This is a genomic window from Parabacteroides sp., assembly GCF_977054455.1.
The window spans coordinates 64,131-90,419 of sequence record NZ_CDRTCT010000002.1 but is presented as its reverse complement, the minus strand read 5'-3'; the positions used below and the strand labels follow the sequence as shown (position 1 = coordinate 90,419).

Annotated in this window: 18 protein-coding genes; 13 read left to right on the top strand and 5 right to left on the bottom strand. The window is 50.0% G+C overall.

Annotated elements, in window-relative coordinates; translation table 11 throughout:
- The first annotated feature begins 1 nt into the window (after position 1).
- From ACW6QF_RS01340 to ACW6QF_RS01325, 4 genes are all read left to right on the top strand, one after another.
- A complete protein-coding gene (locus tag ACW6QF_RS01340) occupies positions 2 to 232 on the top strand; it encodes a hypothetical protein (protein ID WP_298551160.1) in 231 nt (76 codons plus the stop codon).
- Positions 233 to 394: 162 nt separating this feature from the next.
- Positions 395 to 2,410 (top strand): beta-L-arabinofuranosidase domain-containing protein, encoded by a 2,016-nt coding sequence (locus ACW6QF_RS01335; protein ID WP_456086536.1) that lies wholly within the window; start codon positions 395 to 397, stop codon positions 2,408 to 2,410.
- Between the two features lie 79 nt (positions 2,411 to 2,489).
- Complete coding sequence (locus tag ACW6QF_RS01330; protein WP_298551164.1) at positions 2,490 to 2,762, top strand: hypothetical protein; 273 nt, start codon at positions 2,490 to 2,492, stop codon at positions 2,760 to 2,762.
- Positions 2,752 to 3,102, top strand: a complete 351-nt coding sequence (locus tag ACW6QF_RS01325) for a type II toxin-antitoxin system RelE/ParE family toxin (RefSeq protein WP_456086535.1) — start codon at positions 2,752 to 2,754, stop codon at positions 3,100 to 3,102. Before ACW6QF_RS01330 ends, ACW6QF_RS01325 begins: the two co-directional genes overlap by 11 nt.
- 46 nt (positions 3,103 to 3,148) lie before the next feature.
- Here ACW6QF_RS01325 and ACW6QF_RS01320 read toward each other — a convergent pair whose 3' ends face one another.
- The 3 genes from ACW6QF_RS01320 to ACW6QF_RS01310 form a co-directional block, all read right to left on the bottom strand.
- On the bottom strand, positions 3,149 to 7,102 hold the full coding sequence (locus ACW6QF_RS01320; protein WP_456086534.1) for a hybrid sensor histidine kinase/response regulator transcription factor: 3,954 nt from the start codon (positions 7,100 to 7,102) through the stop codon (positions 3,149 to 3,151).
- A gap of 195 nt (positions 7,103 to 7,297) precedes the next feature.
- Entirely contained in the window at positions 7,298 to 9,337 is a 2,040-nt protein-coding gene (locus tag ACW6QF_RS01315) for a beta-L-arabinofuranosidase domain-containing protein (RefSeq protein ID WP_456086533.1), read from the bottom strand.
- A 20-nt stretch (positions 9,338 to 9,357) separates the two neighbouring features.
- Positions 9,358 to 11,211, bottom strand: coding sequence for a glycoside hydrolase family 127 protein (locus tag ACW6QF_RS01310; protein WP_456086532.1), 1,854 nt, complete (start codon positions 11,209 to 11,211; stop codon positions 9,358 to 9,360).
- Between the two features lie 515 nt (positions 11,212 to 11,726).
- Here ACW6QF_RS01310 and ACW6QF_RS01305 point away from each other — a divergent pair.
- Genes ACW6QF_RS01305 through ACW6QF_RS01295 form a run of 3 tightly spaced genes read left to right on the top strand, consistent with a single transcriptional unit; the run spans position 11,727 to position 18,390 of the window.
- Positions 11,727 to 14,684, top strand: a complete 2,958-nt coding sequence (locus ACW6QF_RS01305) for a glutaminase domain-containing protein (protein ID WP_456086531.1) — start codon at positions 11,727 to 11,729, stop codon at positions 14,682 to 14,684.
- 36 nt (positions 14,685 to 14,720) lie between these two features.
- Entirely contained in the window at positions 14,721 to 16,532 is a 1,812-nt protein-coding gene (locus ACW6QF_RS01300; protein WP_456086530.1) for a glycoside hydrolase family 2 protein, read from the top strand.
- A gap of 4 nt (positions 16,533 to 16,536) precedes the next feature.
- Complete coding sequence (locus ACW6QF_RS01295) at positions 16,537 to 18,390, top strand: glycoside hydrolase family 2 protein (protein WP_456086529.1); 1,854 nt, start codon at positions 16,537 to 16,539, stop codon at positions 18,388 to 18,390.
- A 193-nt stretch (positions 18,391 to 18,583) separates the two neighbouring features.
- On the opposite strand, the gene ACW6QF_RS01290 is transcribed toward ACW6QF_RS01295, so the two are convergent.
- Complete coding sequence (locus ACW6QF_RS01290) at positions 18,584 to 18,730, bottom strand: hypothetical protein (protein WP_456086528.1); 147 nt, start codon at positions 18,728 to 18,730, stop codon at positions 18,584 to 18,586.
- A gap of 390 nt (positions 18,731 to 19,120) precedes the next feature.
- On the bottom strand, positions 19,121 to 20,197 hold the full coding sequence (locus ACW6QF_RS01285) for an acyltransferase family protein (RefSeq protein WP_456086527.1): 1,077 nt from the start codon (positions 20,195 to 20,197) through the stop codon (positions 19,121 to 19,123).
- 240 nt (positions 20,198 to 20,437) lie between these two features.
- Between ACW6QF_RS01285 and ACW6QF_RS01280 the strand changes: the two genes are divergently transcribed.
- Genes ACW6QF_RS01280 through rseP form a run of 6 tightly spaced genes read left to right on the top strand, consistent with a single transcriptional unit; the run spans position 20,438 to position 26,279 of the window.
- Positions 20,438 to 21,040: a DUF4290 domain-containing protein gene (locus tag ACW6QF_RS01280; protein ID WP_298549895.1), complete on the top strand. Its 603-nt coding sequence runs from the start codon at positions 20,438 to 20,440 to the stop codon at positions 21,038 to 21,040.
- On the top strand, positions 21,037 to 22,341 hold the full coding sequence (gene murA, locus ACW6QF_RS01275; protein ID WP_298549896.1) for a UDP-N-acetylglucosamine 1-carboxyvinyltransferase: 1,305 nt from the start codon (positions 21,037 to 21,039) through the stop codon (positions 22,339 to 22,341). Before ACW6QF_RS01280 ends, murA begins: the two co-directional genes overlap by 4 nt.
- A gap of 11 nt (positions 22,342 to 22,352) precedes the next feature.
- Positions 22,353 to 22,874: a ribosome maturation factor RimM gene (gene rimM, locus ACW6QF_RS01270; RefSeq protein ID WP_456086526.1), complete on the top strand. Its 522-nt coding sequence runs from the start codon at positions 22,353 to 22,355 to the stop codon at positions 22,872 to 22,874.
- Between the two features lie 15 nt (positions 22,875 to 22,889).
- Positions 22,890 to 23,762: a M23 family metallopeptidase gene (locus ACW6QF_RS01265; RefSeq protein ID WP_298549898.1), complete on the top strand. Its 873-nt coding sequence runs from the start codon at positions 22,890 to 22,892 to the stop codon at positions 23,760 to 23,762.
- Positions 23,763 to 23,767: 5 nt separating this feature from the next.
- The gene (locus tag ACW6QF_RS01260) at positions 23,768 to 24,916 is read left to right on the top strand and encodes a 1-deoxy-D-xylulose-5-phosphate reductoisomerase (RefSeq protein WP_456086525.1); all 1,149 of its coding nucleotides are present in this window, start codon (positions 23,768 to 23,770) and stop codon (positions 24,914 to 24,916) included.
- A gap of 28 nt (positions 24,917 to 24,944) precedes the next feature.
- On the top strand, positions 24,945 to 26,279 hold the full coding sequence (rseP, locus tag ACW6QF_RS01255; protein WP_456086524.1) for an RIP metalloprotease RseP: 1,335 nt from the start codon (positions 24,945 to 24,947) through the stop codon (positions 26,277 to 26,279).
- The last annotated feature ends 10 nt before the right edge of the window (positions 26,280 to 26,289 follow it).

Sequence of the window (26,289 nt, the reverse complement as noted above, 5' to 3'; positions counted from 1 at the left end):
TATGAAAGACATCGTATTATCTGTAAAGAGACAAAAAACGGAAATTAAGATATTCTGTGTCTGTATCGCACTCGCCTATCTGATGAACATTATTTCTATCATCACATACGGAACAAGCTGGTCCGAACTTTGGACACAATCGCTGTGGATGCTGCTTATCACGTGTGGCTTTTACGGGTTGTCGGTCGTACTTCGCTTGCTGTATTACGGAGTACGGCAGTTAAGAAAATGATCTTGCTTTTCTCTTGGAAGAAAAGCAGCTGAAAGAGTAAGGTCGTTCTATCACTTTTCCATCGGGAGGAAGTGGTAGAACGATTTTTATATGTTTTTGATTGATCCCTTATCGTTTTTTTCTGCCTGAGTCCTTTCCTTTGCCCCAATAAATCTGATAAAAATGAAAAAGACGATTTTACTATTCTCAATTCTGTTGGCGTCGTGTGCTGGTAAGCAGACGCAAGAGATCAGGACGATGGAACGTTTGTCCACTGAATCTCGCAATGACTACTATGTAAGCAACCGGACCCCGTTGCAACCGGGGCAATTCATCAAACTGCCTGCCGGGAGCATAGAACCGGAAGGCTGGATCAGGCGGCAGATCGAATTGCAGAAGGACGGACTTTGCGGCCATTTGGGGGAGATCAGCGCTTGGTTGCAAAAGGGAAATAATGCCTGGCTGAAGAACGGAGGCGAATGGGGCTGGGAAGAAGTGCCCTACTGGCTGCGTGGTTATGGCAATATGGCGTACGCCTTGAAGGATGAGGCGTTGTTGAAGGAAACGAAATTCTGGATAGAGGCCATTCTGTCGAGTCAGCGGGCGGATGGTAATTTCGGCCCGATGCATCTGAATAACGGCAAGCAGGATTTCTGGCCGAACATGATCGTCCTCTGGATCATGCAATCCTATCATGAATTTACGAACGACAACCGGGTGATCGACTTCATGACCCGCTATTGCCATTATCTGCAAACGGTTCCCGACGATGCTTTCCTGTCGAGTTATTGGGAGAATAGCCGCGGGGGAGATAACCTTTGGAGCGTGGTCTGGCTGTATAACCGTACGGGCGACGAGTCTCTTCTTCCGTTGGCTGAAAAGATTCACCGCAATACGGCGGACTGGACAAAATCGACCCAGCTTCCGAACTGGCACAATGTGAATGTCGCCCAGTGTTTCCGCGAACCTGCCACCTATTATCTGTTTACGAAAGATTCGGCCATGCTGGCTGCCAGCTATAATGTCCAGAGTCTGATACGCCGTGCTTTCGGACAGGTGCCCGGCGGAATGTTCGGGGCGGACGAGAATGCCCGTATCGGCTTCTTCGATCCCCGGCAGGGAACGGAGACTTGCGGTTTTGTGGAGCAGATGGCGTCTGACGAGATCATGCTACTGATCAGTGGCGATCCTTATTGGGCCGATCACCTCGAAGATGTCGCGTTCAACAGTTATCCGGCTTCTTTAATGCCTGACTATCGGGCACTTCGTTATCTGACTTGTCCGAATATGGCGATCAGCGATTCACGCAATCATCATCCGGGGTTGGATAATTCCGGCCCGTTCCTGGCGATGAACCCGTTCAGCAGCCGTTGTTGCCAGCATAATCATGGTTTCGGCTGGCCTTATTATGTCGAGCATTTGGTATTGGCGACGCCGGACAACGGGGTGGCTGCCGTTTTATATAATTCTTGTAAGACAAATGTAAAGGTGGGCGACGGAACGGAAATCACCTTGCATGAACAGACGAATTATCCGTTTGAGGAGATGACACGTTTCACGGTCGGAACATCCGAGGCCGTATCTTTCCCCTTCTATCTCCGTATTCCGTCCTGGTGTAAAAACGCGTCCGTCCTGATTAACGGGAAACTGCAGCAAGCGACGCTCGTTCCCGGAACATACGCTTGTATCGAACGGGAATGGAAAGACGGCGATGAGGTTGTCCTGAACCTTCCGATGGAATATGCCGTTCGCCGGTGGCAGGCAAATAAGAACAGTGTCAGTGTCGATTACGGCCCGCTCACGCTCTCTTTGAAGATCGATGAAGAATATAAGCAGATGCCGAGCACCGAAACGGCTGTCTGGGACTCCAAATGGCAGGAAGGGGCAGATGCTTCGGCCTGGCCGACATTCGAGATCCTGCCGAAGGGCCCGTGGAATTATGCCTTGAAAGTCCAGTCACCTGTCACGCTGCAGCGCAAAAGCTGGCCGTCGGACAACAATCCTTTCACGCTCTCTTCCGTCCCGATGGAGTTCAAGGCGCAGGGGCGTTTAGTCCCGGAATGGAAGATCGACGAATACGGCCTGTGCGGAGTTCTGCCCTATGAAAACGCCCGCAAGTCCGACCGCTTGGATGAAATCACGCTGGTCCCGATGGGGGCTGCCCGGCTCAGGATTACGGCTTTCCCGGTGGCGGAATAAACATAGGGTGAAATGATTTTGGACAAAGAAATAAAAAAACGTATCTTTGTCCGAAATCATAACTCATAAATCTCCCGATATGGCAACATTAGATATAGATGCACTTCGCATAGAACTCATGCGCGACATACTTGATACCGACGATCTGGAAGTATTGAGAACCGTTAAGCGTTCCCTGACCCATGCTCTTGCAAAAGTGAAGCAGCAGCAGGTAGTCCGGGAAGAAGAGGTGGAATATATCAGCAAACAGGAAATATTGAATGGCATTCGTGAAGGGCTGACTGAATTCTATCAGGCAAAGAAAGCGGGAAAGGAACAGAAAACATTGGAGGAAATTCTCAATGATTTATAAGATAATTCCGGAGAATGCGTTTCTTCGCGAGATGAAACGTCTCGCAAAGAAGTATAAGTCATTGAAGCGGGATCTTGAAAAGTTAGCAGAAGAACTCCATGCCAACCCCCAAGCCGGCGTCAGCCTTGGCGGCGGTGTCCGCAAGGTACGCATGGCAATTGCCAGCAAGAACAAAGGCAAAAGCCACGGGGCTCGCGTAATTACCTTTACTTACTCCGTCGACGAAGAAACCGGAACCATCGTTTTGCTGTATATGTACGATAAAGAAGAGCGCGAAAACATATCGGCAGCCGAAATCACCCGTCTCCTTGAACAAGTGAAGACAGAAAACGGCCTTTGATCTTGCCGGTCTGACTACAATTTTTATCCCTGCAATATATTCAGTATTAAAGAGTCGTCTGTTTCAGATACTCCGACGGGCTTTTCCCATACTGTTTCTGGAAACAAGTCGAGAAATAGGCCGGGGAGGAGAAGCCTACCTGGAAAGCGATCTCGTTGATGCGGTTCTCTCCGTTCTGCATCAGCAGGATCGCTTTCTTCAAGCGGGCGATGCGGATGAAATCGTTCGGGGAAAGACCGGACAGGCCCTTGACCTTGCGGTAGAGGCTGGATGTACTCATTCCCATCGTGTCGGCAAGCATTTCGACGGAAAGGGCTTCGTTGCTGAGGTTCTCTTCCAGGTAATCGTTCAGTTTGCGGAGGAAAATATCATCCACCGGTGAAACGGCGAGGGAGGCAACCGGAGCAAGCGGTTTTTCTAAGTAAGTTTTGTTTAGCAGTTCCCGGCTTTTCAGAAGATTGCCGACCTGTGCCGTCAGCAGTTCGATGGAGAAAGGCTTCTCCATATAGGCATCGGCACCGGTGTTCAAGCCTTTCAGACGCGATTGCAGGTTGTGTTGCGCCGTGAGCAGGATAAACGGGATATGGCTGATATTGACATCGTTTTTAACTTCGTTACAAAGTTCGAAACCATCCATAAGGGGCATCATGACATCGCTGATGATCAGGTTGACCGTGTTCTTACGGATCAGGTCGAGAGCTGCTTTTCCGTTTTCGGCTTCCAATACCTGATACGTTTCCGCCAGTTCGCGGGCGATGAAACGGCGCATGTCGTCCTGGTCCTCGACAATCAGAACGACTGATTTGCCTGCTTCGGGCAAGGTCACCATTTCCGGCTTCTCTTTTTCATTTCCGGCAACAATCCGGAAACTGTCTTCCTGCTGTTCGGGCAGCATCAGGACGAATTGGTTCAACCCGTCGGGTGTTTGCCGGTAGAATAGTTTGCCACGGTGGAATTCCGTCAAAGAATGCGCAAGCGATAGGCCTATGCCGCTTCCTAACTGATTTTCTGTCTCTTTAAGGCGGTAGAACGGATTGAATATGTTTTCCGCTTCGCTGTCGGGAATCAGATGCCCGTCGTTGGTGACGAGCAGGGTGAACATCCGTTCTTCGCCTGCAGGAGGAAGCAGTTCGAGCGCGATCCGGCTGTCTGAATATTTCAGCGCGTTGCTGACCAGGTTGCTGACGATCTTGGAGAATGCTTCCCGGTCCAGGCAGGCCTCGAAAGGCAGTTCCGGCAGTTTGGCCGTGAAACTCTTGTTTTCCTGTTCGAAAGCCGGACGGAACGGATGCAGGATCGTTTCCAGCCAGAGGACGACATCGGTTGTGACATAGTTCAGTTTGAACCCGCGGCTTTCCGTCTTGCGGAAGTCCAACAGCTGGTTGCTGAGGTCTAACAGCCGTCCGGTGTTTTTCTCGATGATTCGCAAGTTCTCCTGTGTGGCGGGTGTTCCATCCCCCGAACGAAGGATTTTTTCCAATGGAGCCTTGATCAGGGTGAGTGGTGTCCGTATCTCATGCGTGATAAAGGTAAAGAACTGTATCTTTGCGTCGTAAAGCTCTTTCTCCTTTTTGCTTTCGAATATTTCGCGGTTGATGCGGTGTTTCTCTTCCAGTTTGGCTTTTTTATAGTTATACCAGAGTACGATCAGCAGGCATACGATCAGGAAATAAATGAGTAATGCCCATCCGGTAGCCCAGAACGGCGGTGTCACCGTGATCCGGAGAGTCGTTTCGTTATCCTGCCAAACCCCGCTGCTGTTGGTCGATTTTACCCGGAAAACATAGTCGCCGGGCGACAGATTGGCAAAGGTCACGTCTTTATTCTGTTTCATATGAATCCAGTCCTTGTCGCTTCCTTCCAGGCGGTAGGCATACTGGATCGCATCCGGCGAGGTGTAGCTCAGGGCCACATACGAAAGGGTAAAGGTGGAACGGTTATGCGGAAGTTTCAATTCTCCGTTTTTCATAATCCGGTTGACATTATATTTAGGCGCACCGATGCGGTCGTCTTGCACGTCTATGCGGGTGATGCACAGGGACGGGGTGTAAACATCTTCCTTGAAATCACGCGGATTAAAGGCGATCATTCCGTTGATCGTTCCCATATACATGGTTCCGTCCGGCATTTTGTAGGCGGAACAATAGTTGAATTGCGCTTCGGGCAGGCCATCCGTGTATGAGTAAGTCTTCATCACATATGTTTCCGGATTAAAGCGGACCAACCCGTTAGCCGTTGCAATCCAGAAAAGATGTTCGTCATCTTCCAGGATACGGTGTACGATATTGCTGGGCAGTCCGTTCTCGACCGTGATGCGGTTGAATGAGTCCGATATTTCGTTATAGAGGGAGAAGCCATAGGCGGTTGCCACCCAAATCCTGTTTTTCGAGTCTTCGAATATGGAGGTCACGTTGTTGTCTCCGATGGTCTGCGACCGTTCGCGGTTGGATGTGTAATGTGCGAATTTCTTGTCGGTTGTGGAATAACGGTAGGCACCGGAAGTGCTCGCAACCCAGATATCGCCTTTGCTGTCTTTGTAGATTTGACGTACCATCGACTTGATCTCTGTCCCCCAGGGAGTGAAACATTCTTCTTTTTTATGGAAGAGGACAAGCCCTTCGGAGGTCCCGATCAGGATTTCGTCTTCGGAGAGTTTGCAAAAGCAGAGTATGAAGTCTGCCGGAAGCAGGTTGCCGGTATTGTTCCGGGTATATCGTTTGATGATTTTCCCGGAAGGGATGTCCAGCAGGTCGATTCCGGTGTTGAATGTCCCTACCCACAACCGGCTGCCGTCGGCAAGCAGGCCGTGGATATTGGTTGCCGAAAGCGGGTGGAGGGGGTTGGTACGGGAGAAGTTCGTGATCTCGCCGGTAGTCGGGTTATAGCGGTTGATCCCGTTATCTTCCGTTCCTAACCAGAGGTTGCCGTACCGGTCCGGACAGATTTCACGTACGGCATTTCCCGGCATTCCCGGATGGGTTTTCCCTCCGATAAAATATTTAAACGGGACATATTCTTTGGGCAGGTAGTTGATTCCTCCGAAAAAGGTGGTAACCCATATCCCCCCTTCACGGTCTTTTGTGATCGAATAGGCTGCATTGTCGGAGATCGTATATTCGTTTGTCAACGATTTTTGCAGGTGCGTGATGCTCCGGTCTGCCATATTCAGGATGTAGACACCGGACTCGGATGCGATCCAGTACGTATTCTCACTGCACTGCTTGATGTCGCGAACCTGTATGTCCGGGATGACTGTTTCCGTTTTCCGGCTGTGCCGGTCGTAGAACTTGAGTCCTGCCCGGTCTGTCCCGACCAGTATTCCCCAGTCCGGCACGAGGCAAAGCTTGGTGAGGTTGATCGGATTTTCTTTTTCCTTTTCAGTCAGTACCGGGATACGGGCGAATTTGTCTGCCTCCGGTTTGTAGAAAAACAGGTCGCTGCGTCCGGCGAGGATCGGCTCGCTCTCTTCGTTCATCGTGATGTCTATCATGCTTATCTGCTCCCCTTCGGGGTAGAAATGCGGACTGCTTTCGCCTGAAAGGGCATAGCGGGCGATCCGGTTGTAGCTCATCAGCCACAAATTCCCTTTTTTATCTTCCCTGATTTGTTGGAAATATTCCGGGGCGTTGTTGCTGTCGGAAAAGGTCAGGGGATGGAAAGCATCTGTTTGATAGTCGTAATAGCAGGTGTGGGAATAGTTGCAGACCCATATCCTGCCGGTCGAATCTTCGAAAAGGCTGATGATCCTGTCGTTCGGCAGGCTTTCCGGGTCGTACGAGTTATAGCGGTAAATGCGGAACTGGTGGCCGTCGAACCGGTTCAGCCCGTCGTCCGTCCCGAACCACATGAATCCTTTTTTATCCTGAAGGGCGCAATAAACCGTGTTGTGCGATAATCCCTGTTTGTTGGTATAGTGGCGGAAATAAAGGTCGTGCGACCAGCCGGACCGGGGGAGGAGGAGCGAAAGCGTGCCCAGTAGAATGATAAGGAATGTTCTCATGCCCTGCGAGTGTTTTTTTGTAGAGTACAAATGTAAAGGAATTTTGCAAAACATTCAATATCGAGGTACAAATTCGGTTTATGGGTGGTAGTAACTTGGCGTCGTAAATTGTTCAATGCGGCAAACGTAGGGGGACTTCCGGTACGATCCGTCCCGCCCTGTCCGGACGGACGTGGGGCGGGATGGAGAGCCGGATCATCTTACCGGAAATTCCGTAATCCGGAGGGTCGTGCATCCGTAAGGGATCAGTTCGATCGTCTCCTCGTCGCCGAAGTCTTTGCCTTGCTGCGTGTAGTAGGGTACCGGACCTGCCGAGCCTCTGACTTGCGTCCAGCCGTTCAGTCGCATTGCCTTCGTTTTGATGCGTATGGGGGCGTTCTCGACATTCCACGGATAGGGGGTGGTAATGTCTGATTTTTCCACCGTGAAAGCATCCTTGATCCTGTCGGGCGAGAAGGAACGGGCCGGCAGGGCATAGTTCCAGGGACTGTCAGACGTCACCTCGTAATACCATTTGCCGTACACGTCGGACTTATCGCTTTCGAACGCTTTCTTTTCCCATTTCTCGTTCATCTTCAGGGCATAGACCAGCGGTCCCCGTTCGACAACAGCGCTGTTTTCATACCAGCGGCTGACGGTCACCTCCATCGGCAGTTCGAGGGACAGGATATCGCCCTCTTTCCATTCCCGGTTGATACGTGTGACGGTTCCGGGATAGGCATCGACCGTCAGTGGTTGACCGTTGAGTTTGACGATCGGCTGCTTGCACCAACCCGGTATACGCAGGTGGAAGGGGAAGAAGGCCTTTTTCACTTTCTTGTCCGTAAACGAAACATGGTAGCGTATTGTCTCCTCGAAAGGATAGGCCGTTTCTTCTTTCAGGTTCACCTCGATTCCTCCTGCCACTCGTGCCGTTACTTGCGAGGGGGCGAAGAGCAGGGAGGCGAGTCCGTTGTCGGCAGTCGCGTACCAGAGGTTCTGGACGAATTTGGGCCAGCCTTGGTGAAGATTGGACGTGCAACAGGGATAGCCGGTCAGCTCGCCGAAAAGCAGGTCGGTGTCGTCGTGCGGGGTGGAGAACTCCCTCCACTCGCGGGTGACGGCGATCTGGTTGGTCTGCTGGTAATACTGGCGGGCGGAGTAGTCGTCGGTCACTTGAGTGGGCAAGGCGTTGTATGCCACGCGCTCCAGGTAGTCGGCCCATTGTATGTCCCCTGTGACCTCCAGTATCGTTTCCAGTGAGTACATCATCTCTACGGCGGTACAGAGCTCCGAACCTGTCGTCGGTTTGCCGAAGCGCAGCAGTTCGTCTCCTCCCCAAAGGCCGGTGGGCAACCCGATGGTGTGACGGATGTCGTTGACCGCTTGGCGGGTGGCTTGGATTTGCTTGGAGTCTTTGCCTTGCTGGTAATAAACGATCGGTTCCTTGAAGCCTTGTGCGAGGTTCACACAGTGCAGGCTGTGTTGGCGTCTGAGATGATTTTGATTTAAAAAGATATCTGTCCAGTTGAACGTCTGTTTATGGATTAACTCGCCTAAATCCAACAGGAATTTGTCGCCGGTGATGTTGTACAGCCAATAGACGACCATCAGGTTATCCCCTCCGCGCTGTTCGCCCCAGAAGGTCCATTTGCCTAACGGGTTTTTGGGCAGTTCGTCCAGTTGGTATCGGAAATATCGGGTCATGAAGTCGATCACGCGCCGGTCCTGCGTAGCCGTGTAGTATTGCTGCATGACTTTCAGCATGACCATTTTGGGCCACCAGTCTTGCGCGTTGTCGCGTTGCAGACCGGGTTCGTAGTCGCGGTCGGTGTCGGGGCCGAAGTAGCCGTTGGGCTTTTGTGACGCCAAGGTCCATTCGATCCAGGGTTGTACCTTTTCGATCAGGGCTTGGTCGTTCAGGAGATAAGCCAACGGCAGAAGTCCGTCGATCCAGTACGGACCCCGTTCCCACACGTCACCGTCACCGCCGAGCCATCCGTTTCGGGGACCCATTACTTTCGTGTAGACCTTATCCAAGTGGCCGGTCATTCCGTCGCGCATACGGGTCAGTTGGTCGTGCATCCACCCTTCGGCGCGGATGGTTCCGAGAGGCAGTTGGATGTAGTCTTTTTGCAAGAGCGGGTGCCGGTTGTTCCGGTAACTTTCGGCTGCGGGTTCTTCGCCGGCGGCCGAGACAGTCGCTACCGTGAGGGTGGCAACTGCTGTCAGGAAAATTTTTTTCAATTTGTTCATGGTGATAGGATGATGTTATGTTATTCTTGATAATCGATCCATACTTTCATCTTGCCTGCTTCGCGGTTGTCCCAGGCATAGTAAGGAATGAAATGTAGTGTTTGTCCATTCGATGTAGCTTTGATTGAGCGGATGCCGCCCAGGTTGTCCGGTTCGTCTTTGACCTCGAATGAGGAGGTGGGCGTCAGTGCGAGGCCGGCAAAGTCTTTCGCGTTGTCCGTCTCTTCGAGGCAGTAGACCAGCGGTCCGCGTTGCAGGGCGCGCTTGCCCGTGTTTTGCCGCACGCGCGGGTCGGCTGATACTTTTTCGACCGGCATGTCCATGTTGAGCACGATCAAGTCGCCGGTCTTCCATTCCTTGATGACGGTATATCCCTTGTCGGTCGTACTGTCGACTTTGTTCCCGTTGACCGACAGGGTGTATGACTTGCACCATCCGGGGATACGGATGCGCAACTCCTTGCCGAGCGGTTGTTCGGAGGTGACGGTCAGCTTGACCAGCCCGTCCCAGGGGTAGTCCGTTTCTTGTTTCATGACGACCTTTTTCCCGTCGATCATGACTTCGGTGGTGTTTCCGATGAAGAGGTTTACCCACAAGGCCTTGTCCGATGTCCCATAGATATAGTTCCCGATGGAAGGCAGGAAGCGCGAGATCTGGCTCGGACAGCAGGCGCACCCGTACCAGGCCTGGCGGTGATGGTCTCCGTTCGATTCCAGCGGATTGACGTAGAAGAAGCGGTCTCCGGCCAGTGAGACGCCGGCCAGCGCACCGTTGTACATGGAACGTTCCAGTACGTCTATGTATTTCGAATCGCCTGTGAACTGGTTCATGCGTTGGTTCCAGTAGACCATTCCGACGGAAGCGCATGTCTCGCAGTAGGCATCGAGGTTCGGCAGGTCATAGTCTTCGGTGAAGCCTTCGTTGTGCCGTGAAGAGCCGATCCCGCCGGTCACGTACATGTTACGTAGTACTACGTCGTCCCAGAGGCGGTTCAAAGCCTCGACATAAGCGGTGTCTTTTTTCAAGGCTGCCACGTCTGCCATCCCGCAGTACAGGTACATGCAACGGACGGCGTGGCCTGAAATGTCTGTCAATTCCCTTACCGGGATGAGATCCTGGTAGTAAGCGGGATCCCATTCTCCTTCATCGCCTTTGCTTCCGTGCCCATGTCCCCGTTCTTCGAGCAACCAGTTGGCGAAGTCGAGATATTTTTCCTGACCGGTTGTCCGGTACAGTTTCACCAAAGCCAACTCGATCTCCTCATGTCCCGGCACCCAATGGCGTTTGCCGGGGCCGAACAGTTTCATCATGTGGTCTGCCATACGGATGCTCACATCGAGCAGTTTCCGTTTTCCGGTTGCCTGGTAATAGGCGACGGCGGCTTCCATCATGTGGCCGGCACAATACATCTCGTGCTTGTCCATGTTGTTCCAACGTTTGTCTTGCCTGGTCAGTGTGTAGAAGGTATTGATATATCCGTCCGGTTGCTGGGCTGCCGTGATCTTGTCGATCCATTCGTCCGCTTTCTTTTCCAGTTCGGGGTCCGGGTTGTTGATCAGGCTGTAGGCGATACCTTCCAACGCTTTATATACGTCCGAATCGTCGAAGAAGATACCGGAGTGCTTCCCTGTCCCTCTGGCTGCATTTTCAAAATTTTGCATTCTTCCGGTCTGGTTCTCTATCTGGTCGATACAGACAGGGAGTGTAGCCGATGTGTGCTTGGCGAGGCGGGGCGACCAAAAGTTGTCCCGGATGTGCACGTGCGAGAAGTCTATCTGGTCGATTATTTTCAAAGGCGGGGTTTCTATTTGGTCTTGCCCGCCGCATCCCCATAGTGCCATACAGGCAAAGGGTAGTACAAAATACTGTTTCATGGTTTAAAATTTAATGTTATAATTTGCAACTTATTTTTGTCAAAGTAGGAGAGGTGGCTGTCTTTGTCCCGTTGATGAAAATCGACAGCCCGGCTCCTCGGTTATATTTATCACCTGTCTTATCATAAAGCACGCATATTGTTTTCGTGGCCGGATTCCGATTAACCCGTTGATGACGAGGTCGCAGAATAAAGAATAATACAGGCTTCGTGCATAAATCGAGAATAAAGTTATGAAATTTCGTGAATCTACAAAAGATTGTGTTTGATTATTTAACAAATTAGCCAATCCGGCTCGCCGGTGGTTCGGTTGAAGTGATAGAGTTATTGCCGGATAGGATGCTTGAAAAACGGTTCTCCTATCCGGTTTTGCGTATCAAGCTGATTTCATGTGGTTTTGATTGATATTTGAAAGGAAATGATTGATAATTGAAAATGTGATAGAAGGCGAAAGAATACCTTTGCACATGATTTATTATCAAGTCAGTTTGTGTTTAATTATATATATTATTAGAAATGAAGAAGGCCTTTCTGATACTATTGATTTGTTGCCAAGGGATACTGCTGAACGTGTCCTGCGGTTCAGGGAGTTTGTTTGAGCCGGATAAAAGGAACGCATTGCGCGCTCCTTCTTATCCGCTTATTTCCGTAGATCCATATACCAGTGTTTGGTCGTTTACAGATGAATTGAATGCTGATGTGACCCGCCATTGGACCGGCAAGGAACAGGCCTTGTTGGGGGTAGTGGATGTGGATGGTGTTTCTTATCGTTTCATGGGAAAGGAAACACCGGAAGAGGGAGCATCGGTTCGTTTTGCGACTGCTGCCCGGCAGTTGTCTGTGAATGTCCTTCCCACGCAAACTTATTATACATTTGAATGTGGTCCGGTTTTGCTCGATGTCGTTTTTACGGCTCCGTTATTGCTGGATGATTTGGATCGGATGTCCATGCCGGTCAATTATATTTCTTGGCAGGTTCGTTCGACAGATCAAAAGAAGCATGAGGTACGGGTGAGTGTCGAGGCTTTTTCATCTTTGGCCGTCAACACGGAGGATCAGGCGGTTGTGGTTGAGAGGGAGGTGGAAAACGGTATCTCTTATTTGAAGACAGGAACGGCTGAGCAGGCTGTTTTGTTACGCAAAGGGGATGATGTCCGTATTGACTGGGGCTATTTCTATTTGGCGGCACAAGTGGAAAAGGAGACGGTGATGGAGGTTGGCGATCGGAAACAGCTTGTCTACAGTCATATTTTGGAGGCAGTCTCTTCTTCTCCGAAGGCCGGGTTCCTGATGGTGGGCTATGACGACTTGTATGCCATCCAGTATTTCAAGGATAACCGGATGGCGTATTGGAAACATAACGGAAAGAAAAATATCCGGCAGGCATTTGAAGAATCTGCGAAGGAATACCGCTCGATTATGGATCGTTGCCGGCATTTTGACAACCTGTTGATGGAAGACGCGGAAAAAGCCGGAGGAAAAGAATATGCGGAACTTTGTGCCGTCGCTTACCGTCAGGCGGTAGCCGCCCACAAACTCGTGGAAGACAAAGACGGGAACCTGTTGTTTCTTTCCAAAGAGAATTTCAGTAATGGATCGATCGGTACGGTCGATGTGACGTATCCGTCCGCCCCCTTGTTCTTGCTTTATAACCCGGAGTTGCTGAAAGGGATGTTGAACCCGATTTTCCATTACAGCGAAAGCGGGCTATGGAACAAGCCTTTTGCCGCCCATGACGTCGGAACTTACCCGCATGCCAACGGGCAAACGTATCCCTTTGATATGCCGGTTGAAGAATGTGGGAATATGTTGATTCTGACAACAGCCATCGCTCTGCGTGAAGGGAATGCGGATTATGCCCGTGAACATTGGAAGACATTGGGCGTTTGGGCTAATTATTTGTTGAAAGAAGGACTTGATCCGGAAAACCAGTTGTGCACGGATGATTTTGCAGGACATCTGGCCCATAATGCCAACCTTTCGATAAAGGCGATCATGGGTATTGCCGGATACGGAAAGCTGGCCGAGATGTTGGGAGATAAGGAACAGGCGGTCCGGTATGTTTCCGCCGCTCGCGGGATGGCGGAGAAATGGGAACGGATGGCTGACGATGGAGATCATTTCCGGTTGACATTCGACCGGGAAAACACTTGGAGCCAGAAGTACAATCTGGTTTGGGATAAAGTTTTGGGTTTGCATATCTTCCCGGACAGGATCGCCCGGAAAGAGGTCGCTTTTTATTTGAGCCGGCAACAGCCGTTCGGCCTTCCGCTTGACAGCCGCAAGACCTATACCAAGATCGATTGGATCCTATGGACGGCTTGCCTGGCTGATACACAGGATGATTTCTCCCGCTTGCTATCGCCCGCCTATAAATATGTGAACGAAACCGAACCCCGCGTGCCCCTGACCGATTGGTATGAGGCTACCGATGGCCGGTCCATCAACATGCGTGCCCGTTCCGTGGTAGGCGGCTTTTTTATGAAGATGCTGGAAAAGCAGATGTATAAACCCTCTTCCCGTCCCGAACCGGCGGAAGAACCGGTTACGGAGGCTAAGAGCACTTACCGGAATCCGGTGATCGATTACAGCTTGCCTGATCCGACCGTCATCAAAGCGGATGATGGCTATTTTTACTTGTATGCAACCGAAGATATCCGCAACACGCCTATCCACCGTTCACGCAACTTGGTGGACTGGGAGGAGATCGGAACGGCTTTTACGGAAGAAACACGTCCGACTTTCGAGCCGAAAGGCGGCTTATGGGCTCCGGACATTAATTATATCGACGGACGGTATGTACTCTATTATTCCATGTCTGTCTGGGGAGGCGAATGGACCTGCGGGATCGGTGCCGCTACGTCCGACAAGCCGGAAGGGCCGTTCGTAGATAAGGGACCGCTGTTCCGAAGCAAGACAATTCAAGTTCAAAATTCAATAGACCAATTTTTCATGGAAGATAACGGGAAAAAATACCTGTTTTGGGGTAGTTTCCGCGGTATCTATGGGATAGAGCTGTCGGGAGACGGCCTATCTGTTCGGGACGGAGCCAAAAAGAAACAGGTTGCCGGAACCGCCTACGAAGGTACTTACATCCATAAAAGAGGTGATTATTATTATCTGTTTGCCTCGATAGGGAGTTGTTGTGAGGGATTGAAAAGTACCTATACTACAGTTGTAGGCCGTTCTGACAACCTGTTCGGTCCGTTCACGGACAAACAGGGACGACCGATGATGGAAAACCATCACGAAATCTTGATACATGGGAATGACGCTTTTGTCGGTACGGGGCATAACTCGGAAATCGTTACGGACGATCGTGGGAACGACTGGATTCTTTACCATGCCGTGAGTTGTGAGAATCCCACCGGGCGTGTCCTGATGTTGGATCGGATCCGTTGGAAAGACGGCTGGCCGGAAGTCGAAGGGGCAAGCCCTTCGCTGGAGGCGGAAGCTCCGGAGTTTGTTAATTGAAAATTATAATCATTCATAAATCATAAAGTATAAATCATGAAAAAGACCTTATTTGTATGTTGTGCATTGGCACTGGCCTTGGGCGCACAGGCTCAATGGAAACCGGTAGGAGATAAGATCAAGACACCGTGGTCGGAACAGGTAAACCCGGCGAATGTTCTTCCCGAATATCCCCGTCCTCAGTTGGAACGTGGCGATTGGCAAAATCTGAACGGTGAATGGGAATATGCCATCAAACCGGTTGGCGATGTAGAACCGGCAACATTTGATGGCAAGATTTTGGTTCCTTTTGCTGTCGAATCGTCTCTTTCAGGCGTACAGAAAGAAGTAGGCGAAAAGAACGAATTATGGTATAAGCGTACTTTCTCTGTTCCTTCAGCCTGGAAAAATAAAGATATCGTATTGAATTTCGGTGCGGTAGATTGGAAAGCGGATGTGTTTGTCAACGACATTCTGATCGGTTCCCATAAGGGTGGTTTCACCCCGTTCTCTTTCAACATCACTCCGTATCTGACAGGAAAGAGCAACCAGAAGCTGGTTGTCCGTGTTTGGGACCCGAGCGATAAGGGATATCAACCGCGCGGCAAACAGACTTCCCGTCCGGAAGGTATCTGGTACACGCCTGTAACCGGTATCTGGCAGACAGTATGGTTGGAACCGGTAGCTGCAGCCCATGTGACTTCCGTAAAGTCGATTCCCAATATCGACAATAATACATTGAATGTGACGGTAGGAACTTCCTGCAACTGCAATTCCGGTATCGTAATCGTGAAGTTGTTGGACAAAGGACAGGTAGTGGCTTCCGCAAAAGGCGTTCAGGGAAAGGAATTGCGTTTATCCGTGCAGAACCCGACACTCTGGAGTCCGTCCAATCCCTATCTGTATGATATGACGGTTTCTTTGTCGAAAGACGGGAAGGTGTTGGATGAAGTAAAATCATATACGGCTTTCCGCAAGATTTCTTCCAAACGCGATGCCGCCGGCATCATGCGCATGCAGTTGAATAACCAGGATTTATTCCAGTACGGCCCGCTGGATCAGGGATGGTGGCCCGACGGACTTTATACGGCTCCGACGGATGAAGCATTGCTGTTCGACATCAAGAAAACGAAAGACTGGGGTTTCAATATGATCCGTAAGCACGTGAAAGTGGAGCCGGCACGCTGGTATTATCATTGCGATAAGGAAGGTATCCTGGTATGGCAGGACATGCCGAGCGGCGATCATGGCTCTTACATCTGGGATCACCACGTGTATAACGGTGGAAAAGACCATGAACGTACGCCTGAATCCAAGGCGAATTATTACCGCGAATGGAAAGAAATCATGGATCTTTGCGTATCTAATCCTTCCGTAGTCGTTTGGGTTCCTTTCAACGAAGCATGGGGACAGTTTGAAACGGAAAAAGCGGCCGAATGGACAAAAACTTACGATCCTTCCCGCTTGGTGAACCCGGCAAGCGGCGGTAACCATCGTCCTTGCGGTGATATCCTGGATTTGCATAACTATCCGGCTCCCGATATGTTCCTGTTCGACCCGAAACGGGTGAATGTGTTGGGTGAATACGGCGGAATCGGCCTTCCGGTGGAAAATCACCTGTGGTGGAACAAACGTAACTGGGGATATGTGCAATTTAAGAACAGCGACGAAGTGACGGCTGAATATGTCAAATATGCCAATATCCTGAAAGATTATGTGAAACGTGGCTTCTCTGCCGCCGTCTACACGCAGACAACCGATGTGGAAGGGGAAGTAAATGGTTTGATGACCTACGACCGCAAAGTGATCAAGATCGACGAAGCTGCCGTAAAGAAAGCCAATCAATCGGTTATTAACGAACTAAAGTAAAAGCATGAAACGGATTAGCATCGCTTTTTTATCTCTTTTTCTGTGCGTGGCCGCTGTCTGGTCCATGCCGCGTCCCGAATATCCCCGTCCGCAGTTCGAGCGGGCGGGCTGGGTCAACCTGAATGGGGAATGGACCTGCTCGTTTGATTTCGGCGGTTCGGGAATGGAGCGCGAGTTCTATAAATCGAACGGCTTTGACAAGAAGATCACCGTTCCCTTCTGCCCGGAAAGTAAATTGTCCGGCATAGGATATACGGATTTTATCAATCATTTCTGGTACCAGCGTCCGATCACGATCCCGCAGGAATGGAACGGAAAGAACATCCTGCTTAATTTCGGTGCGGTCTACTATAAGTCGGAAGTCTATATCGACGGTGTTTTGGCGAACCGTCACTTCGGCGGGACTTCATCGTTTGCCGTGGATATCACTTCTCTGGTGAAACCCGGTCGGACACATAGCTTGGTCGTTTACGTGGAGAGTGATGTGCGCGGGGCGGCACAGCCGGCCGGAAAGCAGAACCTGCAATTTGAGTCGTATGCTTGTAATTATACCCGTACGACCGGTATCTGGCAGACGGTCTGGATGGAAGCGGTCCATCCGGAAGGATTGCAGTCGGTTCAGGTGTTGCCGGATATCGACCAGCAGCAATTGGTAGTCCGTCCCCGCTTTTACAGGGAAGCAGGAGGACAATTGCAGGTGACGCTGAAAGACAACGGCAAGGTGGTTGCCAGCCGGACCGTTTCGGCAAACGCCTTGTCTTCCGTGGTTCTTCCGGTCAAGAAGATGAAGACCTGGAGTCCGGAAAGCCCTTTCCTCTACGATCTGGAGTACAAGGTTTTGGATAAGAATGGCAATATTGTTGATGAGGTCAATGGTTATGCCGGTATGCGCAAGGTGCATATCGAAGGCAATAAGATTTATCTGAACAATAAGCCTTACTACCAGCGTCTGGTGCTCGACCAGGGTTTCTATCCTGACGGCATCTGGACGGCTCCGAGTGACGAGGCGTTGAAACGGGATATCGAACTCTCTATGGAGGCAGGTTTCAATGGTGCCCGCCTGCATCAGAAGGTTTTTGAGGAACGTTTCTATTATTGGGCGGATAAGATGGGTTATCTGACTTGGGGGGAAGCTTCCAGCTGGGGGATGGATTGTAACGACACGGAAACGGCTCGTAATTTCATTACCGAATGGAGTGAAATTGTACAGCGCGACCGTAACCATCCGTCGCTCCTGATCTGGACGCCGACCAACGAGGAGTTCTGGCCGGACCGCGTACAGTATCCGCGTCTGATGCACGACCTCTACAACTTGACGAAAATGATCGACCCGACGCGTCCTTTCCACGGGGCAAGCGGCGGAACACATATCGCAACTGATATCTGGACCGTTCATAACTACGAACAGGACCCCGTCAAGTTGAAGGAAAAACTGTATAACGGCGGCAAACTGATGGAAGCCCCGAAATGGGAAATTCATCTGATGCCGATGAATATCGGTTACAACGGCCTGAAATATACCGACCAGTATGCTTTCCCGGAATATAAGAAAGATATGCCTTATCTGGTGGATGAGTTCGGCGGTATCAAATGGAACCCGGCACAGCAGATGGAGAGTGCCCAGAATACCTCTTGGGGCTATGGCGAACCTCCCCGCTCACTGGAAGAGTTTTATGCACGCCTGGCAGGTCAGGTAGACGCTGTCTTGTCTCTTTCCAATGATATTTGGGGCTATTGCTATACGCAACTGACGGATGTGGAACAGGAGCAAAACGGTATTTATTATTACGACCGTACCCCTAAGTTCGATATGAAACGTATCCATGCTATTTTCAGTAAGACACCGGAATCAGAATAATAACGGACTAAAAATCAAGAAAGGGGGCAGGGATTATCTTTGCCCCCTGATTTTTTTGTATCCTCCGGAAGGAATTACCTTTGCCAATCCTTTATTGCTTATTGTAAAAAACAGGTTATTTAACAATTGTCGGACTTAATGATGAAAAGATCCGGAAGGCTCGTCCGGAAAGGTGAAAACGGGCCTTTTTTCATTATATTCGCCGGCTTTTTCTCACGATGACCGTCTTCATCGCCATGACAACGGTCTTTATCGCCAGGAAGACGGTCGTCATTACCCATAACATCGGCACCTCACGGCAACGAAGACGGTCGTCATGGAAATTTTCTGCGCACCTCACGGGGGAAAACCGGAAAAAAGGTTTTGGCATAAACGGAAAGTGTCCCGACTTTGTCTGCAAATATACGATTCTCCGGGAGTTTAGCTTTATCATATTTTCTTGTTTTTCCCGGTCAGGCTGACGAAATAATGCTGATAACGGGATAAGTTGCCGATCACATATTCTCTGTTGTCAAATAAAAACCGCCCGGTGAGACAAAATGTAAGATTGAAATGAACTGGAATTTCAGAAGAAATAGAAAAAGGAGAAAAAAGGGGTTATTGTCATTTACTTGTATTGTCGATTGTATATACTAACGTATAACTATAATCAGACGTGGGCTGTTGTCCGGTATCGCCTGTCGTAGTTGCCGGCTTAATATCCATCGGCCGTTCAATGCCGGAATCCGGTCTACCTTTGGTGTTTGGGAGAAAGATTCGGGTGCTTCCTGCAATGAAAGTATATTTTGATACGCTTATTCATCGGCTTTTCAAAATAGTTGTAGGAAAGCAGGCTGAGCAGGACGACGATACCGAATAGAACCGGAACTGCGATATACCACGCTATATGGACACTGCTTCCTTTCTGCCATTCCGAATAGGTGAGCAGAACAAAAAGATGAATCAGATAAAAACTGTAACTGATCTCTCCTCCTATTACTAAAAAGCGGTTGGACAGGAGACGCGAGACATGGCCTTTTTGCAGGGAGAAACTGATCAGGATCATTGCGACCGGAAGCCAATAGTAACAGGAGTAGCGATATACCTTGGGTATCTCAATCGCATAGAAATAAAAGGCAAAGAATAAGGCTATGGAGGCTATTTCGATGATAGTTCCTTGATACAAAGAGATCTTCTTGTTTTTCAGCCGGTCGTATAGCTGGAATAGGAGCATACCTACAATGAAATCCGGAAGCCGGGTGATCGGATTCACGTACCAATATCCTTTAATGTCGTTTTCCGGTGTGAAATACATGCCGGTAATGACCAGGATGGCTGCAATTATAAAAACACAGAGCAGGCGTTTGTAATTCCTGGTTAGCGGTATAAGGAAAGGGAAACAGAAGTAAAAAAGCTGTTCGCAACATAGGCTCCAGGAAGGGCTGTTGAATGAGAAAAAATAATCGGCTTTAGGTATGTAGCTGTTTGTCAATGTGAGTGAAGCCAAAAAGTGTTTGAGCCAATCCGTTGTCCCCGATGCGATTACATAGTTGCCCAATGCGACAGCGATTAGTAAGGTCAACCAGTGCAGCGGATAAATGCGAGCTATGCGTGCCACCCAAAACGTTCGCTTGGTTATTTTGTTTTCGCTGAGTCGCTTTTGATAATTATAAGCTATGATGAAACCGCTCAATACAAAAAAGAAGCTGACGCCGACAAATCCTTCTTTGAAAAAGTGGGTGCTGAAAAAACTGTCTATCACGTAACAGTGTGCACCAAAGACCATTATGGCAAATATAAACCGCAGTGATGTTAAAGAATCAATCATAACTTTGTATTTGTTTGTTATTCATCCAGAATCCGGCAATGCTGTTTGCCTGTCTTTCTTTTATAGGGCATAAATATAGGAATTTAATTTCGGTTTCAGAGATGATTGTTTGTTTACTTCGATTATATCCGTTTTCTTTCTCCTCGGTTTTATAGGCTTTTCTTAACACTCTGCGGAATGGGAGCCGTATTGTTTAAATCAATTATAATCTGTAACTTTGCCGAATAAACAGAATTTGTAATGAAATATAATACGGAAGAAAAGAAATTGGCTATGCCCGAATATGGACGCAATATACAGAATATGGTGGACTATTGCATTGCCATTCAGGACAGGGAAGAACGTAAACGCTGCGCAGACACAATAATCAACATCATGGGAAACATGTTTCCCCATTTACGCGATGTAAACGACTTCAAGCATATTCTTTGGGATCACCTGGCTATTATGGCCGACTTCAAACTGGATATCGATTATCCGTACGAGATCGTCAAGAAAGAAGACCTTTACTCACGTCCCCCGCGCATACCTTATAATAATTCGCGGATACGCTACCGCCATTACGGTAAGACGCTTGAGAAAATGATCCAGAAAGCGACCGAACTCGAACCGGGTGCTGAAAAGGACCAACTGATCAAATTGCTGGCTACCCAGATGAAGAAATCGTTCCTGACCTGGAACAAGGAATCCGTAGACGACCGGAAGATTTTCAAAGATCTCGACGAACTGTCGGAAGGCCGGATCGTCCTGGATGAAGAAGTGCATAAGCTGGCGGAAAGCCGTGATATACTTGCTCGTAACAATACGAACAACAAGAAAAACTATTCACGTAAAGGGCGATGAGTTCATTTGTCATAGAAGGCGGTTGCCGGTTGTCCGGTGAGATTGTTCCGCAGGGTGCAAAGAATGAAGCCTTGCAGGTCATTTGTGCAACATTGCTTACGCCGGAAAAAGTGACAATCCATAATGTGCCGGATATCCTGGATGTGAATAACCTGGTACAACTCCTGCGCGACATGCAGGTGAAGGTGGAACATCCGGCTGCCGATACCTATACATTCCAGGCCGATGCTGTCGACCTGAACTATCTTGAGACGGACGAGTTCTTGCGTAAAAGCGGTTCCCTGCGCGGTTCGGTGATGATTGTCGGCCCCTTGGTCGCCCGTTTCGGCAAGGCGCTGATCCCGAAACCGGGAGGCGATAAGATCGGACGCCGTCGTCTGGACACTCACTTTGTCGGCATTCAGAAGTTAGGGGCTTGTTTCAGCTATGATCCCGACCGCCAGCTCTACGAAATAGAGGCGAAGAAGCTGAAAGGCGCTTATATGCTGCTCGATGAAGCTTCGGTGACCGGTACGGCCAATATCCTGATGGCAGCCGTGCTCGCGGAAGGAAAAACAACGATCTATAATGCCGCCTGCGAACCTTATCTGCAACAACTCTCTTCCATGCTGAATCGCATGGGAGCCCGTATTTCGGGTGTCGGCTCCAATTTGCTGACAATAGAAGGGGTTGAGGCGTTGGGAGGCACGACACATACGATCCTGCCGGACATGATCGAGGTCGGCAGTTTTATCGGAATGGCCGCTATGACCGGTTCCGACATCACGATCAAAAATACAGGCTATGATATGTTGGGGATTATTCCCGATTCATTCCGCCGCCTGGGGATTACTGTCGAACAGATCGGCGACGATATCCATATCCCCACACACGAATCCTATCAGATCGAGACGTTTATCGACGGCTCTATCATGACGATTGCCGATGCTCCCTGGCCGGGACTGACGCCGGACTTGCTGAGTGTCTTCCTCGTTGTGGCGACGCAGGCTGTCGGCAGTGTGCTGATCCATCAGAAGATGTTCGAAAGCCGCCTCTTCTTTGTCGACAAACTGATCGACATGGGGGCGCAGATCATTCTTTGCGATCCGCACAGGGCGACCGTGATCGGGCTGGGTAATCGTTTCAAACTGCGCGGTTCCAAAATGGTATCTCCGGATATCCGTGCCGGTATTGCCTTGCTGATCGCGGCGATGAGCGCCGAAGGGACCAGCCATATCCACAATATCGACCAGATAGACCGCGGATATCAGAATATCGACAAACGGTTGAACGGTATCGGGGCGCGTATTACCCGACTTTAAACATTCTTGTCATGATTAAGAAAGAAGATGTTTTCAAGATAGGGCAGTTTGCCAAACCTCACGGCATAAAAGGGGAGATCGCACTGGTTACGAACAGCGATGTCTTTGACGATTCGGACGATCCGTATATCATATGCGAGATGGACGGGATCCTGGTCCCTTTTTTCATCGAGGAGTACCGCTATAAGACGGACACCGTCATTCTTCTGAAGTTGAAGAATGTGGACGACGAGAAAGCGGCCCGTGAATTTTCCAACCGCGAAGTCTTTTATTCACTCGATGAAGTGGATGAGGACGACCTGGTGGGAGATATGACATGGGATAGTTTTATCGGCTACCGGGTCATAGACGAGCATCATGGTGAAATCGGCGAGATTACCGATGTCGACGAGTCGACCATCAATGTCCTTTTGCAGATCGACCATAATGGCGAAGAACTGTTGTTGCCTGCCGCCGAGGAGCTGATCCTGTCTGCCGATCATGAGAATAAGACGCTGGCCGTTTCCGTCCCGGAAGGTCTGCTGGATTTATGAAATTGACGAATACACATGGCACAAAAGCAAAGACGAACAAATAAGAAATCATTCTGGCACCGGATCAGGTTTAAATACAAACTGTCTTTCTTCAATGAAGGAACGCTGGAGGAAGTATGGTCTTTCCGGTTGTCGCAGCTTTCCGCATTTGCGATGTTAGGTTTGTTTGCTTTCCTGCTGATCGCTTTTACTGCCTTTATCATTATTAAGACGCCGATACGCAACTACCTGCCGGGCTATCTGGATGTGGAAGTCCGGAAGGAGATCATGCAGAATGCCTTGCGTGCCGATTCATTGGAAAGGATGATACAGATACAATCTCTTTATCTGAACAATGTGGCGGGTATCCTGTCGGGGACGATGCCCATCGATTCGATTCGCGAGATCGATTCGCTGGCACGGGTGAACCCTGACTATGAGATTCCGCAAACGAAGGAGGAAAAGAAATTTGTAAAGGATTTTGAAGAGGCGGAGAAATATAACTTAGCTGTCCTGGACCCGAATCCGGTTCCGACCGACGGTGTCTTTTTCTACAAACCTGTGAATGGGGTGGTCTCTTCCCATTATGATGCCAATATCCGGCATTATGGCGTCGACTTGGTTGCCGCTCCGAAAGAAAGCGTGTTGGCGACATTGGACGGCACGGTTGTCTTTGCCGGCTTCGACCCGAACTCAGGGAATGTGATACAGGTGCAGCATAAGAACGGTTTTTTATCTATCTATAAACATAATGAATTATTGCTGAAAGAGGTGGGTGACCGCGTCGTTGCGGGCGAGGCCATCGCTCTGGTAGGCAATACGGGGAAACTGTCGACCGGTCCGCATCTCCATTTTGAGCTGTGGTACAAAGGCGGTCCGGTTAATCCCGAAGAATATATAGCATTTTAATACGCATGAAAAGAAACTTGGCCATTTTAGGCTCTACAGGTTCTATCGGAACGCAGGCTTTGGAGGTAGTCAGCGAACATCCCGACCTTTTTGAAGTGTATGCTCTTACTGCCAACAATCAGGTGGATCTGCTGATCAACCAGGCACGTAAATATATGCCCGAAGTGGTGGTAATCGCCAACGAGCAGAAATACCCCGAACTGAAGGAGGCGCTGGAAGACCTTCCCATCAAGGTATGGGCGGGTTCGGATGCCATTGCCCAGGTCGTGCAGTCGGAACCGATCGATATGGTGCTGACGGCGATGGTGGGATATGCGGGGCTGAAACCGACGATTGCGGCGATCAAAGCCGGTAAGGCGATCGCGTTGGCAAACAAAGAGACGCTGGTGGTGGCGGGCGAACTGATCACGGCCTTGGCAGTCGAACACAAAGTGCCGATCCTGCCTGTCGACTCTGAACATTCTGCCATTTTCCAGTGTTTAGCGGGAGAGTGGGAGAACCCGGTGGAGAAGATATTGCTGACGGCTTCCGGCGGTCCTTTCCGCACCAAGACGATGGAGGAACTGGCGGGCGTGACCAAGGCACAGGCGTTGAAACATCCCAACTGGAGCATGGGGGCGAAGATCACGATCGACTCGGCGTCGATGATGAACAAGGGGTTCGAGATGATCGAGGCGAAATGGTTGTTCGGGGTTACGCCGGAACAGATACAGGTCGTGGTGCATCCGCAGTCGGTGATCCATTCGATGGTCCAGTTCGAAGACGGTGCGGTGATCGCCCAACTGGGGATTCCCGACATGAAACTTCCGATCAGCTATGCTTTCTCATATCCCAAGCGGTTGCACAGCAAAGCGCCCCGTCTGGATTTCACCCAATACGCGACGCTTACTTTCGAGGAGCCGGATATGAAGCGTTTCCGCAACCTGGCATTTGCTTTCGAGGCTGTCCGCCAAGGCGGAAACATGCCTTGTATCCTGAATGCCGCCAACGAAGTGGTCGTGGCCGCTTTCCTGCGTGACGGGATCGGCTTCCTGCAGATGAGCGACGTGATCGAAAAAACAATGGCGAAAGCCACCTTCATCCCTGTTCCCACCTACGAAGATTATGTGGCGACGGATGCGGAGGCACGGCGGATTGCTGCCGGATTATTTTAAAAACGTATATAAATTTAGAAACAGATAGATGGAGACATTTTTAGTTAAGGCTCTACAGCTCATTCTGAGCTTATCGATATTGGTGTTGGTCCACGAGTTCGGGCATTTTATCTTTGCCCGTATCTTTAAGGTCCGGGTGGAGAAATTCTACCTTTTCTTCGATCCGTGGTTCTCGATTTTCAAATTCAAACCTAAGAACAGCGATACGGAATACGGTATCGGCTGGCTTCCCTTGGGCGGTTATTGCAAGATATCCGGTATGATCGACGAGAGTATGGACAAGGAGGCGATGGCACAGCCGCCGAAGCCTTATGAGTTCCGTTCCAAGCCTGCCGGACAACGGTTGATGATCATGGTTGCCGGTGTGCTGTTCAACTTCCTGTTGGCGCTGTTCATTTATTCGATGGTGTTGTTCACCTGGGGCGATACTTTCCTGCCGTTGAAAAATGTGAAGGCCGGTATGGACTATAGTGAGACTTTCCATAACGTAGGATTTCGGGATGGAGATATCTTGCTGAAAGCGGATGATACGGAGTTGGAGCGTTTCGGTGAAGACTGTTTCCGCCATGTACTCAATGCAAAGACCGTAACGGTTCTGCGTGACGGTGTTGAAACGGTTATTCCCATCCCCGAAGATATGGCGCAGCGCGTTATGCGGGATAAGAAAGGGTTTGCTTCCTATCGTTACCCGATGGTCGTGCGTGAACTGGGTAAGACGGAAAGTGGCGAATCGCCTGCGGCAGTTGCCGGTTTGCAGGCGGGAGACAGTATCGTGTCTATTAACGGTATCGTAACCCCTTCTTTCTATGAAGTAGGTGAAGTGCTTGCGCAAAATAAGGACAAGGATGTCTCGGTCGGTTTTTACCGTGCGGGTGTCCCGCAAACGTTGACGCTGCATACGGATACGGCCGGGAAAATGGGTGTTTATTCTGCTTCGCCTTTTGAATTGTACCAGACGGTGACGCGTAAATACGGTTTCTTCGAGTCTTTCCCTGCCGGTGTCATGTTGGGTGTGAACACGCTGAAGGGGTATGTCAGCGACATGAAATATGTCTTTACGAAAGAAGGGGCATCCAGCCTGGGCGGTTTCGGTACGATCGGCAGCCTGTTTCCGGCGGAATGGGATTGGCATTCGTTCTGGATGAAAACGGCTTTCCTTTCTATCATCCTCGCCTTTATGAATATCCTGCCGATTCCGGCTCTGGACGGCGGACACGTGATGTTCTTGCTCTACGAAGTGATTGCACGCCGCAAGCCGAGTGACAAATTCCTCGAATATGCGCAGATCACCGGGATGTTCCTGTTGTTCGCTTTACTGATCTATGCGAACGGGAATGACATTTTCAGGTTCTTCTTCAAGTAGCAGTTTTCAG

Coding starts and splice junctions, on each gene's coding strand:
- ACW6QF_RS01340 (WP_298551160.1), top strand. CDS start 2: ATGAAAGACATCGTATTATCTGTAAAGAGACAAAAAACGGAAATTAAG.
- ACW6QF_RS01335 (WP_456086536.1), top strand. CDS start 395: ATGAAAAAGACGATTTTACTATTCTCAATTCTGTTGGCGTCGTGTGCT.
- ACW6QF_RS01330 (WP_298551164.1), top strand. CDS start 2,490: ATGGCAACATTAGATATAGATGCACTTCGCATAGAACTCATGCGCGAC.
- ACW6QF_RS01325 (WP_456086535.1), top strand. CDS start 2,752: ATGATTTATAAGATAATTCCGGAGAATGCGTTTCTTCGCGAGATGAAA.
- ACW6QF_RS01320 (WP_456086534.1), bottom strand. CDS start 7,102: ATGAGAACATTCCTTATCATTCTACTGGGCACGCTTTCGCTCCTCCTC.
- ACW6QF_RS01315 (WP_456086533.1), bottom strand. CDS start 9,337: ATGAACAAATTGAAAAAAATTTTCCTGACAGCAGTTGCCACCCTCACG.
- ACW6QF_RS01310 (WP_456086532.1), bottom strand. CDS start 11,211: ATGAAACAGTATTTTGTACTACCCTTTGCCTGTATGGCACTATGGGGA.
- ACW6QF_RS01305 (WP_456086531.1), top strand. CDS start 11,727: ATGAAGAAGGCCTTTCTGATACTATTGATTTGTTGCCAAGGGATACTG.
- ACW6QF_RS01300 (WP_456086530.1), top strand. CDS start 14,721: ATGAAAAAGACCTTATTTGTATGTTGTGCATTGGCACTGGCCTTGGGC.
- ACW6QF_RS01295 (WP_456086529.1), top strand. CDS start 16,537: ATGAAACGGATTAGCATCGCTTTTTTATCTCTTTTTCTGTGCGTGGCC.
- ACW6QF_RS01285 (WP_456086527.1), bottom strand. CDS start 20,197: ATGATTGATTCTTTAACATCACTGCGGTTTATATTTGCCATAATGGTC.
- ACW6QF_RS01280 (WP_298549895.1), top strand. CDS start 20,438: ATGAAATATAATACGGAAGAAAAGAAATTGGCTATGCCCGAATATGGA.
- murA (WP_298549896.1), top strand. CDS start 21,037: ATGAGTTCATTTGTCATAGAAGGCGGTTGCCGGTTGTCCGGTGAGATT.
- rimM (WP_456086526.1), top strand. CDS start 22,353: ATGATTAAGAAAGAAGATGTTTTCAAGATAGGGCAGTTTGCCAAACCT.
- ACW6QF_RS01265 (WP_298549898.1), top strand. CDS start 22,890: ATGGCACAAAAGCAAAGACGAACAAATAAGAAATCATTCTGGCACCGG.
- ACW6QF_RS01260 (WP_456086525.1), top strand. CDS start 23,768: ATGAAAAGAAACTTGGCCATTTTAGGCTCTACAGGTTCTATCGGAACG.
- rseP (WP_456086524.1), top strand. CDS start 24,945: ATGGAGACATTTTTAGTTAAGGCTCTACAGCTCATTCTGAGCTTATCG.